Genomic DNA, 15,574 nt, shown 5'->3' with positions numbered 1-15,574 from the left:
TATTCCTGCGTATGCCGACTTCCCGTCCCCGCCTGCGCGCGGGCTCGCTCGCCGCGCTGCTCACCGTCGCCGCAGTCTGCGCGGGTGACGCCGTGGCGCGCGTCTTCCCGTTCGGTCCGCACACACGCAGCGTCAACGACCTGGGCAATCAGTTCGTGCCGTTCCACGCCCGGCTGTGGGACCTGCTGCACGGGAATGCCGACGGCGGGCTGCTGCTCAACTGGTCCTCCGGGTACGGGACGAGCTTCCTGCCGGATCTCGGCACCTATCTGACCAGCCCGTTCGCCCTGCTCGTCGGGGTCTTCCCGCGTGACCGGATCGATCTCGCGGTCTATGTGGTCACGGTCCTGAAGATGGCGTCGGCGGCGGCGCTGATGGCCGTGTTCCTGCTGACGCTGCGTGGCGGGCGCCGGTGGGCGGCCGGGGCGCTCGGCGCCTCGTACGCGCTGTGCGGCTGGTCGGTCGCCGAGGCCTCGTACAACCCGATGTGGCTGGACGGGCTGGTCGCCCTGCCGCTGCTCTGCCTGGTCGCCGAGTGGGCCCGTACGGGACGGCACCGGATCGCCGGGCCGCTGCTCGTCGCGGTGGTGTGGGCGGCCAACTTCTACACGGCGTACATGGCGACGCTCGGTGCCGCCCTGGTGCTGGCCGTCCGGCTCTTCACCGAGCGGGACGACCGGCGGACGGTGGTCCGGGGGCTGGTGCGGGCCGGCTGCACGGTCGGGGTGGGCGTCGGGCTCTCGGCGCCCGTCCTGCTCCCCGTCTACCTGGGCACCAAGCACGCCTACCCGGGCTGGGACCGTCCGTTCGCGCCCGCCGCCTGGCCCGATGTGCTCGCCCGGCTGCTGCCCGCCACGTACAGCTTCTTCACCCCGGCCCTCTTCCTCGGCACCGGCACCCTGCTGCTGGCCTGTGCGCTGGCCTTCCAGCGGTCGGTGCCGGGGCGCGAGCGGTGGGCGTGGACGGGGCTGGTGGCCGGGGTCGCACTGTCGTTGCAGTGGGGCCCCACGCATTTGCTCTGGCATGCCTTCACCACGCCCAACGGCAGTCCGTACCGGCAGACGTTCGTGCTGGCCGGGCTGGTGGTGATCGCCGCCTGGGTCTCGGTCTCCCACGACTGGCCGGGGCGGCGGGCGCTGCTCGGCGGGGGCGTGGTCCTGGTGGTGCTCGCGGCCGGGGCCGGCTTCAGCGACCTGGTCACCGGGTGGACGTATCCGCTGTTCGCGGTGGGTCTGGTGGCCGCGGCCTGCGCTCTGGTGCTGGTCGGGCGGGGCCGGAGGCTCGCGGCGCTGGCCGCCGTGCTGCTGATCGGCGCACAGGCCGGGCAGGCCGCAGCGTCCACCGCGTACTTCGACCGGCAGCGGCTGAACCGGCTCGACGACTACGCGCCGTGGGGCGAACGCCAGCGGACCCAGGCGGCCGTGGTCGCGGGCGCCGACGGCTGGCCGGGCTATCGCACGGACCCCGGCCGGGAGCAGACCACCGCGAACGATCCGCTGCTGGTGGGCGGGCAGGGCGGCGCGTACTACAGCAGCCACACGCCCGCCGTGCTGACCCGCACGATGCGGGCGCTCGGCGGCGGGTGGACGTCGAACGGCCGGGCCGTGCAGAGCCTCGACAACCCGGTCACGGACGCGGTCTTCTCGGTCGGCGCGCGGGTGCGCGGGCCGCGCGATCCGCACCAGGGGGCGAACGTCCCGGACGACCGGCCGGTGACGGTGAGCCGTGCCGAGACGCCGCCGCTGGTGACGGTGCGCCGGCCGGGCGGTCCGGTGCCGTACGGCCGTTCAGCGTTCCGGAACCAGGAGCAGCTGCTCGGCGCGCGGGTCTACACGGTCCCGACGACGGTGCTGCGGACGGCGGACGGCGACGCGGTGGCCGACAAGGGGGCGTACGACTACCGGGTGGGACGCGGCACGTACACGCTGACCGCCGCCTGCCCGACGGGCACCGAGGCATATCTGTGGTCGCCCGACATGTTCGGCTGGGCACGGCTCGGCGACGGCCCGGAGGTCGAGTTCAAGGGGCAGCTGCCGGCCAGGCGGGCCGCGATGCAGCACCTGGGCACGGTCGGCGGGGCCGGGAGCGTGCGGGTCACGCTGACCCCGGTGCGCGCCGGGACCGTGCCGCATCGGGCGATCGGCTGTCTGGACCGGGCCCGGCTGTCCTCGGCGGTCGCCGGGCTGAAGCGCACCGGCGCGGCCACGGTCCACGTCACCGACCACGGCATCCGGGCCGAACTGCCGCCCGGCACCACCGGAACGGTCGTGATCGCCGCGCCCCGGATCGCGGGCTGGAGCTGCCAGGGCCGCCCCGCCGACAGCTACCTGGGCCTGGTCGCCACCCCGGCCCCGGCCCGCGGCACGGCGGTCGACTGCACGTTCCGGCCCCCGGGCCTGCGGGCGGGCGCGTTGGCCGGGGCGGGCGCGCTCGCCGTTCTGGTGCTCGGCGGGGCGGTGCTCGTGTACCGGCGGCGGACGACGGGGGCCGGGCCGCACGGGCCCGACCGGGCTCCGCGGCAGGCCGGAACTCCGCAACCCGTGGACGCCTGACCGGGGCCGGTGGTCAGCCGCCCCGCACCTCCACCTGGCGGTCAAGCCGGCGGCGCAGCTCCACCGGCAGCGGGTGGTGGGACCCGTAGGCCCGCTCGGCGTCGTACAGCAGCGCCTGGAGCTGCACGCGCGCCGTCACGTGGTCGCCGAGCGCGAGCAGCAGGTGCGCGATGCGGTTGCGGATCTCGAAGAAGCGGGCCGGGTCGCCGCCCGTGGCGCGGTGGTTCTCGTAGTACGGGAGGACCGCGCGGTACTCCGCGAGCGCGGCGGCCGGTTCGCCGAGCTGCTCCAGGCACTGGGCCGCGTCGTAGCGGAACTGGAGCGTCTGCGCGTCGGCCGGGCCGGCCTCCGCCGCGCAGTCGTCGGCGAGGCGGCGCAGCTCGGGCAGGGCGCGGCGGTACTGGCCGTCGTCCATCAGCGTCGCCGCGTACTGCTTGCGCAGGATGCGGACCACGGCGGAGTCCTCGCCGTGCTGTTCGGCGGCGACCGGGAGGATCGAGCCGAGGATGTCCACGGCCTGGGTGATCCGGCCCTCGCCGAGCAGCTTCTTGACGTCGTCGACGGCGGCGGCCACATCGGGCCGGGCCGCCACGGGGGCGGTCGGGGCCGGTGGCGGGGGCGGGGCAGCGGCCCGGTCGGGCCACGGGGCGTGCGGGCGCAGGAAGGGGCGGGTCGGGTCGAGCGGTCCGGCGCAGAGCCCGGTGCCCGGCGAGGGGAGCAGCGGGGCGAGGTGTTCGTACACCTCCTGGGCGCCGGACGGCCGGTGCTGCGGGTCCTTGGCCAGCAGCCGCAGCACCAGCGCTTCGAGCGGCTCGGGGATGTCGGGCCTGATCCGGCGGACCGGGACCGGCGGCTCGTAGAGGTGGCGGTGCAGCACACCGAGGGCGGTGGACCCGGCGAACGGCACGTCGCCGCTGAGCAGTTCGTGGAGGAGCACGCCGAGGGCGTACAGATCGGTGTACGGGCCGACGGCGCCGCCCATCGCCTGCTCGGGGGCCATGTAGGCCGGGGAGCCGATCGGCGAGCCGGTGTGGGTGAGCCGGGTGGTGTCGGTGTCGAGGACGGAGGCGACGCCCAGGTCGAGGACGGTGACGGTGCCGTCCGGGCGCACCATCACATTGCGGGGTTTGAGGTCGCGGTGGACGATCGGCACCGCGTGCACGGCGCACAGCACGGCGCAGAGCTGGGCGGCGACCGCGACGGACCACTGCCAGGGGTACGGGTCGTGCTCGGCGAGATGGTCGGCGAGGTCGGCGCCCTCGACGTACTGCATGACGAGGAACAGGTCGTCGCCGTCGCTGCCCGCGTCGTGGACGGTGACCAGGCCGGGGTGGTCGACCTGGGCGGTGACCCGGCACTCGCGGACGAAGCGGCGGCGCAGCTCGCCCGCGGCCTCGCTGCCGATGGGGCCGGTGACCCGGTCGGGGCGGAGCAGCTTCACCGCGACGCGGCGGTCCAGGCGCTGGTCGTAGGCCGTCCAGACCTGGCCCATGCCGCCCTGTCCGAGGACGGTCGCCAGTTGGTACCGCCCGCCGATGACTCGTCCGCTCACCGTCCCTCCTCCTTGCGGAGGTAGTCGCTCAACTCGTCGAGCTCGGCGCGGACCTGGTCGATGCGGTGCGGCTGCGGCTGCGGCTGCTGTGCCGGTTGTGCCGGCGGCGCGGGCGCCGGGGCCGGCATGGGCGCGGGCATGGGCGCAGGCATGGGCGCAGGCATGGGCGCAGGCATGGGCGCAGGCATGGGCGCGGGCGTGGACATCCGCATCGGCACCGTGGGCGCGTACTGGTACCCGTATCCGTACCCCGGCACCGGCGGGGCGGCCGCGTAGCCGCCCATCCGGTGCTGCTTCGTCAGCCGTTCGTAATGGCGGACGTCCCCGACCAGGTAGTACGCGAGCGAGCCCAGCATCGTCACCAGCAGCAGCGGGATGAGGACGTTGTCGATGCCGGTCGGCTCGTCGTTGCCGTCCCTGCCGAGGATCGGCAGGAGCACGCAGACGAACACGAACCCGGCCCCGGTCAGCCACCAGTCGGACGCCCGGCGGCGCACGATCGCGAGCCGGAGCAACGGACTCCACAGCAGCAGTCCGAGCGAGCACACCGAGAGCACGCCGAACAGCACCCGCATGGAGACGATCCAGGCCCGGCTGGGAACCCGGCGCGGCGGCGTCGGCGGATGACCCGGGGCGTACATGGCTGCTCCTGGAGACCTGGTCGTTGAACATCCGCGCACACGCTCCGTGTACGCAGATCCGAGCGTAAAGGGCGACACCGACAACCGGCCCCGGGTTGTACGGATCGGCTGTGGTTCAGCTCACTCCGGCGCGACCGTGCCGTCCGTCAGCCCGTCGTACATCCCCTGGACGAGCTGTCCGCCGAGCCGGCCGGTCAGCCTCAGGGCATCCTCGAACTCGGCCAGGGCACGGAACCGTTGTCCGTACCGCTGCTGCTCCGCGAGCGGCAGCCGGGGCAGTTGGAGGCGGCGGGCGTCCAGCCGGGTGGCGGTGGAGGCGTAGCTGCTGGCCTGACGGTTGTTGGCGGTGCCGCGCAGGAAGCCGGCCAGGAACCAGGGGTCGAGGGCGGCCGGATCGGGGCGCAGCAGCTGGAGGTTGCGGCCCAGTGCGGCGCCCGCGGTGGCGTCGTCGACGACGCGGGCGACGGAGCCGCCGCCGAGCACGGGGACGACGACATCGCCTGGTTCGACGAGGACCGGCTCCTCTGCGGGCCCGTCGACGGGCAGGCTTCCCGAAGGGGCGGTGGAGCCGAGGACGTCGTGTTCGGTGAGGACGGGCCCCGGGCCGGTGCCGGAGCCGCCGGTGCGGAGCTGGAGGGCGCCGGCGCGGGCGAGTTCGCCGACGGTGGTGAGCGGCCAGTGGGCCGGTTCGGCGGGCGGCACGGCCATCGGGGTGAGGGTGCCGGTGAGGCCGAGCGTCTCGGTGAGCCGCTCCCGTACCCGGATCAGCTCGGCGGGTCCGCCCGCGGCGGCCGGTGACGGCAGATGGCGGGCGGGGGCCAGGTCCACGTCGTCGTCGAGGAGTTCGATGACGGGTACGGCGCGGCCGGCGCCGGGGCGGGCCGAGGCAGGGTGGCCCGGCTCGGTCCGGCCCTCCCGACCGGGGCCTCCCGCGTCGTCGAAGGACTGCCAGGCGTCGAGCACGGCACCGTGCACCGCCTGCCAGTCGAGCCGGTCGCGCCCGCCCGCGGGGGCGGTCGCCGCCGGGCCCGCCGAAGGCGATTCGGCGGGTTCGGCGGTGTCGACGAGCAGCAGTTCGGGCGAGGGGTGCCGACCGCTGCCCGGCTTGCGGAGCACCCAGAGGTGGAGCGGGATGCCGTACGGGGGTGCGGCGCCGGCCGGGAGCGCGATGACGGCGCGCAGGGCGCCACGGCGCAGCAGATCGGCGCGGATCCGGCGGCCGGAGCGGCGCGAGGCGACGGCCGGGGGCATCAGGAGTACGGCGGTGCCGCCCTCGCGCAGATGGGCCAGGGCGTGCTGGACCCAGGCGAGTTCGGATTCGGTACGGGCCGGGAAGCCGTACTCCCAGCGCGGGTCGTAGGCGAGCTCGTCGTGGCCCCAGTTGCGTTCGTTGAACGGCGGGTGGCAGAGCACGGCGTCGGCGGCGAGCTGCGGAAAGGCGTCGGCGCGCAGGGTGTCGGCGGTCCGTGCCGCCAGGGCGCAGCCGGTGTCGGTGTGCAGGGCGAGTCGCAGCGCGGTGAGCGCGGCGAGGTCGGGGTCGGTCTCCTGGGCGTACAGGGCGGCCGGGCGGCCGACGGCACGCAGCAGGGCGCCGGTGCCCGCGGCCGGGTCGAGGACCGTGCGGACGGGCCGCTCCCCCGTCTCCACCAGGGCGGCCATCAGTTCGGCGAGTCCGGGCGGGGTGAGGGTGTACTGGCGCGGGTTGGCGTCCAGCTGACGGCCGAGCAGGAACTCGAAGGTCTCCTGGATCCCGGTCCCGGCGGCGAGTTCGGCGGCGGCGCGGAGCAGCGGAACGGACGGGAGCAGTTCGGCGGGGCTCGGGGCGTGAACGGCCCGCCCGGCTTCCGCCGCCGGTCCGAAGCGGGTGGTGAGCACCTTGTCGACGGCGAGGGAGAGCACGCCGGCCATCCCTTCGTCCGACGCGGCGGTGATCTCCGGCCAGGCGTTGGGGGAGGTCCGCAGGAGCAGCAGGGCGCAGCCGGTATGGACCAGGGCGGGGACGGCGCCGGCGGGGTGGCCCGCGAGCTGCTGCCAGACTCGTTCGCGCAGCGGGACCTCGGCGAGTTTCCCCTGGTCGCGGAGCCACTGCTCGACCTCGGACAGGGCGAAGGACGGGCTCGTCTCGGTGCCGCCGGCGGGCTTGGGGAAGTCGGCGTGGCGGCGGCGCCAATTGCTGACCGCGGCGCGCCCCACCCCCGCCAGCCGTGCGATCCCGGCCGCGGTCACCTCTGTCGAGTTCTCCGGCACTGACTGTCTCCCTGGTCCTGGCGCTCGTCCCGGTACTGGCTTGTCGGCGAGCATACCGACCCGGTTCACACGACATCGATTCACAGCGTGCATCAACCCATCCACCGTGAACCGTGTTGACTCGGTTCACAAGCTCTGCTGTTATTGACCCATCGCCGCACGACAGCGAGCGATGCACGAGCACGACGCATGAATCCGCTCACCACTCATCTCTGCTTTCGCCGGAGGGCACAGCCATGTCCCAGTTCACGCAGCCGCCCCAGTCCCCGCAGCCCCAGCAGCCGTACGCTCCCGCCCAGATGCCGGGCACGCGCCCGGCCCGTAACGGACTGGGCATCGCCGCCCTCGTCCTGGGTGTCATCGGCGCCGTGTCCGGCCTGATCCCGTTCCTGTTCTGGCTGGCGGGCATCCTCGGCCTCATCGCCCTGGTCCTGGGTCTGGCCGGCCGGGGCCGCGCGAAGCGCGGCGAGGCCACCAACAAGGGGATGACCACCTTCGGCGCCGTGCTCGGCCTGATCTCGCTGATCCTCGCGGTGGTGGGTGCGGTGATCACGTTCAAGGCCGTGGACGACGCCGTGAACGACCTCAACAAGGCGGTGTCGGACACCACGGCCTCCGCGAAGCCGAAGCCCGGCGGCGATTCCGCCAAGGACGGCGCGGACAAGAAGAAGGACACCGGCAAGGCGCTGGAGGCGGGCGACTCGGCCGTGTACGACGACGATCTGACAGTCACGGTCGGCGACGCCACCTCGTACACCCCGGACGCCTACGCCGCCGGACACACCAAGGGACAGAAGGCCTACCGGGTCGCCGTCGTCATCGAGAACGCGGGCAAGGAGAAGTTCAACTCCGCGCTCGTCAGCGTCTCGGCGCGGGCCGGCCAGGACGGCGTGGACGCCGAGCAGATCTTCGACAACAAGGTCGGCGCGGGCTTCAGCGGCACGGTCCTGCCGGGCAAGAAGGTCACGGTCCAGTTCGCCTTCGACGCCCCGGCGGACGCCAAGAACCTGACCGTCGAGGTCAACCCCGGCTTTACGTATGACGCCTCGCAGTGGGACCTGAAGCTCTGACCGTCCCTCCTGGACCGGACAGAATGAACCGGAGAGACCGGAGCCGACCACCATGCGCCTTCTCGCACGCGCCTCGGCAGCCACCCTGAGCGCCGCGACCGCCCTCGCACTCGCGACGGCCTGCGGAATGCTTCCGGACAGCGCACCCGACACCACTGCCCCCTACGCCCGACTGACCGCCCCCGAGGTCGTCAACAAGGCCCTCGCGGCGACGCGCGCCGCCAAGTCGCTGCGCATGACAGTGGAGACGACCTCCCCCGAGGGCCCGGTCGAGGCGTACGTCGCCACGGACATCAGGGGAGAGTGCACGGTCACGCTCTCCATGGGTGCGGCGGGCACCATGGAACTGGTACGGACCGGCGGCAAGGTCCGCACCCGGTCGGACGCCGCGATGCTGCGATCAGTCTCCGCCTCGCAGTCCAGGAAGCTCACCGGCCGCTGGTTGAAGCCCGCCACCGGCGACCGGCACGCGGAGCTGGCCGAACGCTACTGCGACCGGGAGACCTTCCTCGGCCTCCTCGCGCCGAAGAGCGGAACGGCCCACAAGGGCCGGACGACCGCACCCGGCTCCGGCACGCCCGCCCTGACCGTCACCGGCGGGACGGACGACGGGAAGTGGACGGCGGACATCGCCACCGACGGCAAACCCTCCCTGCTCAAGCTGCACCTGAACCCGCCCCTCCCGCACGGCACATCGGGAAAGGACACCGACCGCACCGCCCCCGCGACAGTCGAATTCTCCGAATTCGACAAGCCGTTCACGGCGAACAAGCCGAAGCCCTGAACTCCCCGAACGCTTCAGGCCACAGAACCCGCCCCGCTCCCGGGCGGGTTCTGCGCACCCCGGACTCCCCCGCTCACCCGCCGCACTGCTCCAGCATCGCCGTCTTGTCGGCGGCGGTGACGGGCAGTTCGTACTTCAGGGACACCTGCGCGAACCGCACCGCGTACGAGCAGCGGACCGGCTTGTACGGCGGCAGCCAGGAAGCCGGCCCCGAATCGCGCTTGGCGTTGTTGGCCGGCCCGTCCACCGGGATGAGGTTGAGCGGGTCGTTGGCGATCTGCTGCCGCTTGGCCTCGTTCCAGCGCGCGGCGCCCATCTGCCAGTCGTACGAGAGCGGCATGACGTGGTCGATCTGGACCTTGGTGGCCTGCTGCTTGCGCCAGTCGATGGTCGAGCCGGTGTACGGGTCCTTGAGGGTCATCGCCACGACCACGCAGTCCGAACCGGACCGGAACTTCACGTCCTTGCCGTCCCTGGCGAGGAGGTCGTTACGGGTGTCGCAGCCGTTCCTCGCGAGCGGTATCCCGTCGATCGAGTCCTTCCACGCGTAGCCGAACCTGTCCCGCGCGTAACCGGTCTTCGGCCCCCGCCCCTTCGTCGCCACCTTCTCGATGACCTTCCGCCCGGCCGCCCGGTCCGCCTCGGACGTGAGCGGCGCAAGCCCCGGCTTCGTGCCGTCGGCGTTGTCGAGCGGGCTGGCCCCGAACCCGGTGACGGCCTGCCCGCCACCGTCCGATCCGCCCCCCTGCCGTCCGGTCCCGGAGTGCGCGCTCTCGGGGTCGCAGCCGGCCAGGGCCAGCACCGCCGCCACGCTGAAGGCGGGCAGCATCACTCGGTAAGCGCGGGGAGATATCACTCGAAACCGTCCTGACGGGGAGAAAGTCGAACCCGGGAATCCTACGGACGCCTTCTCCTCGCGGACATGCACATGCCGATGGTCCGGGCGATTGCGGCGTGAATCACACCGGCCGAGCCACCGGACCACTCAACGTACATCCGTGTAAGTTACCTAGATGTATGATTCCCGCCCCCGGCTGGAACGGGTGGCCCGGGAGGCTGCGGGCTGATGGCTCCCGCACCTCCTCCTGCGGTGCTCACTCGGCTGTGAACTCGTACTGCAGCTCGTACAGATGCCCCGCTTTGACCATGATGGTCGCCTCGATGGGCCGACCGTTGTCGCTGTAGACGACGCGCAGGGTGCGGAGCACTGGAAGGTCACCGGGCAGTCGCAGGGCCCGGTACTGCTCCTGTGTGGGAATCCGGGCGGAGACCCGGTCCACGCTGAGCCGTGGCGGGTAGCCCAGTTCGGCGAGGAGTGTCGGCGTGCCGCCGGGGATCTTCCGGCGTGCCTCCATCGCCGTGCCACGGGTGATCTCCAACGGGTAGTACGACGCAACAAGTTCGGCGGGCTCGTCGTCGATCATGAGAAGTTGCCGCCGCAGGAACGCGGTGCCGGACTCCGGGAGCCCGAGAGCCTCGGCGACGTCCGTGGGCGGTCGGCTCTCCGCGACCTCAAGAAGTGTGCTGTGTGCCCGCGATCCGCCTTTGACGATCTCGGTCAGCCAGCGGTACGGCTCGCCCGGACCCGCCGGGGCCATGTACGAGGCGGGGCGGACGGTTCGCTGCCGGTGTTCGCGGACCGTCACGGCGGCACCCGCCCTACCGACCACCAACTGTTCTTCCTTGAGCAGTTGCAGTGCCTTCTGCACCGTCGCGCCCGAGGCGTCGAACCGTTCCTTGAGGTGCGCCGTGGACGGCAGAGCCGCCCCGGGCGCGAGATCCCCGCCCATGATCTGGTCTCTGAGATCGGCGGCGATCCGCTCGTGCAGTGAACGACGGTCGGTGGCATCCGCTTCGGGTCTGGGCACGGTCATCCGATCCTGATCTCGTATCGCAGTTTCTGACGTCGCGGCGGCATAGCCATCACATCGACCTGAATGGGCCGGTCCGCCCCGTCGAGGGTAAGGCGGGTCAGTTGCAGCACGGGTTCACCGGCCGTCAGCCGCAGTTGCTCACACTCGCGACCGGTCGCCGACCGCGCAGTCACGTCCTCGCGCACGCGCACACCGACATACCCCAGGTCCGCCAGCAGTCTGATCGCCCCGCCACGGATCTTGGCGGTTCCTGCGAGGCCAGTGCCGAACGCGATGTCCAGCGGGTAGTACGTGTCCGTCAACTCGCAGGGTTCGTCATCGAGGTACATGATCCTGCGGCGGGCGATGACGCACTGCCCGACCGGGGTCCCCAGCAGCTCCGCGACCGTTTCCGGCGGCTCCACCTCGCCCGCCCGGACGATCCGCTGACTCCCCCGGCGACCTTCCGCCGCGGCCTCCGCAGCCCACGCGCCGCCGATACCGGCAGACGCCGCCAGGTACGGCACCGAGGTGCCGACCCATTCACCGCCGCTCATACCGCCTCTCCCTTCGCCGCCCCTACCGGTCTGTCGCATCACACCGTAGGCGAGTCGGACTCACTCCCACAGAGCAAATCTTGCTGCTTTTCGCGAATAGCAGTACAGTCACCGTCACATTACAGCCCGTGAACAAGGCGGTGATCACCGTGCACCTGACGGAACAGCGACGTTTCCCCCGCAGACGCACGTCAGTTGGGGCCTCGCGCGACTTCGTCACCGGCGTCCTCGTCGAGTGGGAGCTTCACCCTCTGATCGAGGACATAAAGCTGTGCGTCTCGGAGCTCGCCACCAACGCGTTGCTGCACGGCGTACCGCCCGGCCGTGAGTTCTGCGTCGGCCTGCGCCGGGATGAGGAACTGGTACGGCTGGAGGTCCGTGACAGCGGGCCCGGACAGCTGGTGGTCCGGCGTCCCGATCACGACGCGTGCTCGGGGCGCGGGTTACACCTCGTGAACGAGCTCGCCGACGGCTTCGGAGTCGATGACCACGTCGTCGGTAAGACCGTGTGGCTCACGTTCAAGATGCCCGCCGCCCACCTCACGCCATGAAAGAACCCGGCCCCGCCGCACTCGCGACGGGGCCGAAACAGTAGGCGTCCCGGGGCTACGACCCCAGGATCGTCGTGAGGAACTCCCCCGTCCACGCGAGCAGTTCACGTCCCACGACCGGCTTGCCGCCGACCTTGCCCGTGGTGGGGCGGGGGACCAGGATCTGGTGGACGGCGGGCTTGATGACCGTCCTCGGGTAGAGGCGCTTGAGGCGGAGCTCCTGCGATTCACGCAGCTCCACCGGGGCGAACCGGATGTTCGGGCCCTGGAGGACGATCTCGCCGACGCCGCAGGCGCGGGCCAGCATGCGCAGGCCGGCGACCAGGAGGAGGTTCTCGACCGGTTCGGGGAGCTTGCCGTAGCGGTCGGTGAGTTCCTCGCGGACGGCCCTGATGTCGTCCTCCGTGTTGGCGGAGGCGATGGCGCGGTACGCCTGGAGGCGCAGCCGCTCGCCGGGGGCGTAGTCGTGGGGGACGTGGGCGTCGACCGGGAGCTCGATCTTGACCTCCAGGGGCGGCTCCTCCTCCACGCCGCCTTCGAGGGAGGCCCGGTAGTCGGCGACGGCCTCGCCCACCATGCGTACGTACAGGTCGAAGCCGACGCCCGCGATGTGGCCGGACTGTTCGCCGCCCAGGAGGTTTCCGGCGCCGCGGATCTCCAGGTCCTTCATCGCCACGTACATGCCCGCGCCCATCTCGGTGTGCTGGGCGATCGTGGCCAGGCGCTCGTGGGCCGTCTCGGTGAGCGGCTTCTCCGGGGGGTAGAGGAAGTACGCGTAACCGCGTTCGCGGCCCCGGCCGACACGGCCGCGCAGCTGGTGGAGCTGGGAGAGGCCGAAGTTGTCGCCGCGCTCCACGATCAGGGTGTTGGCGTTGGAGATGTCGATGCCGGACTCGACGATCGTCGTGGAGACCAGGACGTCGAACTTCTTCTCCCAGAAGTCCACCACCACCTGCTCCAGGGCCTGTTCGGACATCTGGCCGTGGGCCGTCGCGATACGGGCTTCCGGGACGATCTCGCGCAGCCGCGCGGCGGCGCGGTCGATCGACTCGACGCGGTTGTGGATGTAGAACGCCTGGCCCTCGCGGAGCAGTTCGCGGCGGATGGCCGCGCCGATCTGCTTCTCCTCGTACGGGCCGACGAAGGTGAGGACCGGGTGGCGCTCCTCGGGGGGCGTGGTGATCGTCGACATCTCGCGGATGCCGGTCACGGCCATTTCGAGCGTACGGGGGATCGGCGTCGCGGACATGGTGAGGACGTCCACGTTGGCGCGGAGCTTCTTCAGCTGTTCCTTGTGCTCGACGCCGAAGCGCTGCTCCTCGTCGACGATGACCAGGCCCAGGTCCTTGAACCGGGTCTCGGCGGAGAAGAGGCGGTGGGTGCCGATGACCAGGTCGACGGAGCCCTCGCGGAGCCCTTCGAGGGTCACCTTGGACTCGGAATCCGACTGGAAGCGGCTCAGCGCCCGTACGTTGACCGGGAATTGGGAGTAGCGCTCGGTGAACGTGCCGTAGTGCTGCTGGACCAGCAGGGTGGTGGGTACGAGCACGGCCACCTGCTTGCCGTCCTGGACCGCCTTGAACGCCGCCCGCACGGCGATCTCCGTCTTGCCGTAGCCGACGTCGCCGCAGATCAGCCGGTCCATCGGGACGGACTTCTCCATGTCCTCCTTGACCTCGGCGATGGTGGACAGCTGGTCGGGCGTCTCCGCGTACGGGAAGGCGTCCTCCAGCTCGCGCTGCCAGGGCGTGTCGGGGCCGAAGACATGGCCGGGGGCCGCCATCCGGGCCGAGTACAGCTTGATCAGGTCGGCGGCGATCTCCTTGACGGCCTTCTTGGCGCGCGCCTTGGTCTTCGTCCAGTCGGCGCCGCCGAGCCGGTGCAGGGTGGGGGCCTCGCCGCCGACGTACTTGGTGACCTGTTCCAGCTGGTCGGTCGGGATGTACAGGCGGTCGCCCGGCTGGCCGCGCTTGGCCGGGGCGTACTCGACGAGGAGGTACTCGCGGGTGGCGCCCTGCACCGTGCGCTGCACCATCTCGATGTAGCGGCCCACGCCGTGCTGTTCGTGGACGATGTAGTCGCCGGTCTCCAGCGTCAGCGGGTCGATCGTCTTGCGGCGGCGGGCCGGCATCCGGCCCAGGTCCTTGGTGGCGGTGCGCTGGCCGGTGAGGTCCGTCTCGGTGAGCACGGCGAGCTTCAGCGCCGGGTCGACGAAGCCGTGGTCGATCGCGCCGCAGGAGACGTGGACGACGGACGGGGAGATCTCCGCCAGGTCCGGGTCGAGGCGGGCGGCGATGCCCTCGCCGCTCAGCAGCTCGACGGTGCGGGAGGCGAGGCCCTGGCCCTCGGTGACGTACACCGTGCGCCAGCCGTCGGCGAGCCGGCCCTTGGTGTCGGCGAACGCGCGGGCGGTGTCGCCGCGGTACGCCTCCGGGGCGTGCATGCCGAGCTTGAGCGTGTCGGTGTCCTCGTCGGCCTCGTCGGCCTCGCCGGCGGCGAACGGGGAGACCGACCACCACATCATCTCCAGCTCGCGGGCCCGGTCCCGGACGTCCGCGATGCCCCACAGCGAGGCCGCGTCGACATCGATCGGGGCCTCGCCACCGCCCGCGGTGGCCGCCCAGGAGGCCTGGAGGAACTCCTGGCTGGTGGCGACCAGGTCGGCGGCCCTGGTGCGGACCCGCTCCGGGTCGCAGACCAGCGCCATCGAACCCTTCGGCAGCACGTCGAGCAGCAGCTCCATGTCGTCGACGAGGACCGGGGCGAGGGACTCCATGCCCTCCACCGCGATCCCCTCGGCGATCTTGCCGAGCAGCTCGCCCAGCTCCGGGTGCTGTTCGGCGAGGGCGGCGGCCCGCTCCCGCACCTCGTCGGTGAGCAGCAGCTCGCGGCAGGGCGGCGCCCACAGCCCGTGCTCGGCGATCTCCAGCGACCGCTGGTCGGCGATCTTGAAGTAGCGGATCTCCTCGACGTCGTCGCCCCAGAATTCCACCCGAAGGGGGTGCTCCTCGGTCGGCGGGAAGACATCCAGGATGCCGCCGCGCACGGCGAATTCGCCACGCTTCTCGACCAGTTCGACCCGGGAGTACGCGGCCGCCGCGAGCGCGTCGACCGTCTTGCCGAGGTCGGCGCTCTGTCCGATGCGCAGCGCCACGGGTTCCAGGTCGCCGAGCCCCTTGACCTGCGGCTGGAGCACGGAGCGGATCGGCGCGACGACGACGGAGACCGGTCCGGTCTCCGGGTCGTCCTTCCTCGGGTGCGCCAGGCGCCGCAGCACGGCGAGGCGGCGGCCCACGGTGTCCGAGCGGGGCGAGAGCCGCTCGTGCGGCAGGGTCTCCCAGGACGGGAACTCGGCGATCGTGTCCGGCGGCAGCAGGGTGCGCAGCGCGGCCGCCAGGTCCTCGGCCTCCCGGCCGGTCGCGGTGACGGCGAGCACGGTCCGCCCGGTCTCGCGGGCCAGCGCGGCGACGGCGAAGGGGCGGGCGGCGGACGGGCCGACGAGGTCGACATGCATGCGGTGGCCGTCGCCGGCGGCCTTCACCGCGTCTTCGAGCGCCGGATCACGTACGACGACATCCAGCAGACCGTGCAGGCTCATGAAGGGCTTCCGTCCGGGTAACGAGGGCGAGGTCCGGCAGCCGGCTGCTGCCAGGGGGCTACACGAAGAGCAACGCGAAGGGCAACGCGAAGCGCCCGACACGTCGCACGGGTCGGGGGTTCCCAGCGTACGACTCCGGTGTGACAGCCGCGCCCGCAATCAGGCCCGG

The 15,574-nt window shown here is 72.1% G+C and carries 11 protein-coding genes; 4 read left to right on the top strand and 7 right to left on the bottom strand.

The features are described from left to right. Window positions 1–11 precede the first annotated feature (11 nt). Window positions 12–2,552 (top strand): YfhO family protein, encoded by a 2,541-nt coding sequence (locus OG520_RS24470; protein ID WP_406014612.1) that lies wholly within the window; start codon window positions 12–14, stop codon window positions 2,550–2,552. A 13-nt stretch (window positions 2,553–2,565) separates the two neighbouring features. On the opposite strand, the gene OG520_RS24465 is transcribed toward OG520_RS24470, so the two are convergent. From OG520_RS24465 to OG520_RS24455, 3 genes are all read right to left on the bottom strand, one after another. After that, entirely contained in the window at window positions 2,566–4,104 is a 1,539-nt protein-coding gene (locus tag OG520_RS24465) for a protein kinase domain-containing protein (RefSeq protein ID WP_406014611.1), read from the bottom strand. Next, window positions 4,101–4,745 carry a hypothetical protein gene (locus OG520_RS24460; protein WP_406014610.1) on the bottom strand — a complete coding sequence of 215 codons (645 nt, stop codon included), beginning with the start codon at window positions 4,743–4,745 and terminating at the stop codon, window positions 4,101–4,103. The genes OG520_RS24465 and OG520_RS24460 overlap by 4 nt, the downstream gene beginning before the upstream one ends. Window positions 4,746–4,865: 120 nt before the next feature. Next, the gene (locus tag OG520_RS24455; RefSeq protein WP_406014609.1) at window positions 4,866–6,992 is read right to left on the bottom strand and encodes an N-6 DNA methylase; all 2,127 of its coding nucleotides are present in this window, start codon (window positions 6,990–6,992) and stop codon (window positions 4,866–4,868) included. A 236-nt stretch (window positions 6,993–7,228) separates the two neighbouring features. Here OG520_RS24455 and OG520_RS24450 point away from each other — a divergent pair, with 236 nt between their 5' ends. Together OG520_RS24450 and OG520_RS24445 are read left to right on the top strand one after the other, a co-directional pair. After that, window positions 7,229–8,062 carry a DUF4190 domain-containing protein gene (locus tag OG520_RS24450; RefSeq protein WP_406014608.1) on the top strand — a complete coding sequence of 278 codons (834 nt, stop codon included), beginning with the start codon at window positions 7,229–7,231 and terminating at the stop codon, window positions 8,060–8,062. A 52-nt stretch (window positions 8,063–8,114) separates the two neighbouring features. Next, window positions 8,115–8,846 carry a hypothetical protein gene (locus OG520_RS24445; RefSeq protein WP_406014607.1) on the top strand — a complete coding sequence of 244 codons (732 nt, stop codon included), beginning with the start codon at window positions 8,115–8,117 and terminating at the stop codon, window positions 8,844–8,846. Between the two features lie 73 nt (window positions 8,847–8,919). Here OG520_RS24445 and OG520_RS24440 read toward each other — a convergent pair whose 3' ends face one another. The 3 genes from OG520_RS24440 to OG520_RS24430 all read right to left on the bottom strand — a co-directional run bounded on the left by OG520_RS24440 (window position 8,920) and on the right by OG520_RS24430 (window position 11,256). Further along, a complete protein-coding gene (locus OG520_RS24440) occupies window positions 8,920–9,702 on the bottom strand; it encodes an HNH endonuclease family protein (RefSeq protein ID WP_406014606.1) in 783 nt (260 codons plus the stop codon). A 238-nt stretch (window positions 9,703–9,940) separates the two neighbouring features. After that, window positions 9,941–10,720, bottom strand: coding sequence for a GntR family transcriptional regulator (locus tag OG520_RS24435; RefSeq protein ID WP_406014605.1), 780 nt, complete (start codon window positions 10,718–10,720; stop codon window positions 9,941–9,943). After that, window positions 10,717–11,256, bottom strand: coding sequence for a GntR family transcriptional regulator (locus OG520_RS24430; RefSeq protein ID WP_406014604.1), 540 nt, complete (start codon window positions 11,254–11,256; stop codon window positions 10,717–10,719). Before OG520_RS24430 ends, OG520_RS24435 begins: the two co-directional genes overlap by 4 nt. Before the next feature lie 149 nt (window positions 11,257–11,405). On the opposite strand from OG520_RS24430, the gene OG520_RS24425 reads away from it, so the two are divergent. Further along, the gene (locus tag OG520_RS24425) at window positions 11,406–11,807 is read left to right on the top strand and encodes an ATP-binding protein (RefSeq protein WP_406016551.1); all 402 of its coding nucleotides are present in this window, start codon (window positions 11,406–11,408) and stop codon (window positions 11,805–11,807) included. 55 nt (window positions 11,808–11,862) lie between these two features. Here OG520_RS24425 and mfd read toward each other — a convergent pair whose 3' ends face one another. Next, a complete protein-coding gene (gene mfd / locus OG520_RS24420) occupies window positions 11,863–15,405 on the bottom strand; it encodes a transcription-repair coupling factor (RefSeq protein ID WP_406014603.1) in 3,543 nt (1,180 codons plus the stop codon). Between the last annotated feature and the right edge of the window lie 169 nt (window positions 15,406–15,574).

The organism is Streptomyces sp. NBC_00984 (genome assembly GCF_045162475.1).
Classification (GTDB): Bacteria; Actinomycetota; Actinomycetes; order Streptomycetales; family Streptomycetaceae; genus Streptomyces.
The sequence above is the reverse complement of the archived record's forward strand: the minus strand, read 5'-3'. Positions and strand labels throughout refer to the sequence as shown.

Excerpts from the sequence above, each read along its gene's own strand:
- OG520_RS24450 (WP_406014608.1), top strand. The coding sequence starts at position 7,229 with ATGTCCCAGTTCACGCAGCCGCCCCAGTCCCCGCAGCCCCAGCAGCCG.
- OG520_RS24470 (WP_406014612.1), top strand. The coding sequence starts at position 12 with ATGCCGACTTCCCGTCCCCGCCTGCGCGCGGGCTCGCTCGCCGCGCTG.
- OG520_RS24435 (WP_406014605.1), bottom strand. The coding sequence starts at position 10,720 with ATGACCGTGCCCAGACCCGAAGCGGATGCCACCGACCGTCGTTCACTG.
- mfd (WP_406014603.1), bottom strand. The coding sequence starts at position 15,405 with ATGAGCCTGCACGGTCTGCTGGATGTCGTCGTACGTGATCCGGCGCTC.
- OG520_RS24460 (WP_406014610.1), bottom strand. The coding sequence starts at position 4,745 with ATGTACGCCCCGGGTCATCCGCCGACGCCGCCGCGCCGGGTTCCCAGC.
- OG520_RS24445 (WP_406014607.1), top strand. The coding sequence starts at position 8,115 with ATGCGCCTTCTCGCACGCGCCTCGGCAGCCACCCTGAGCGCCGCGACC.
- OG520_RS24430 (WP_406014604.1), bottom strand. The coding sequence starts at position 11,256 with ATGAGCGGCGGTGAATGGGTCGGCACCTCGGTGCCGTACCTGGCGGCG.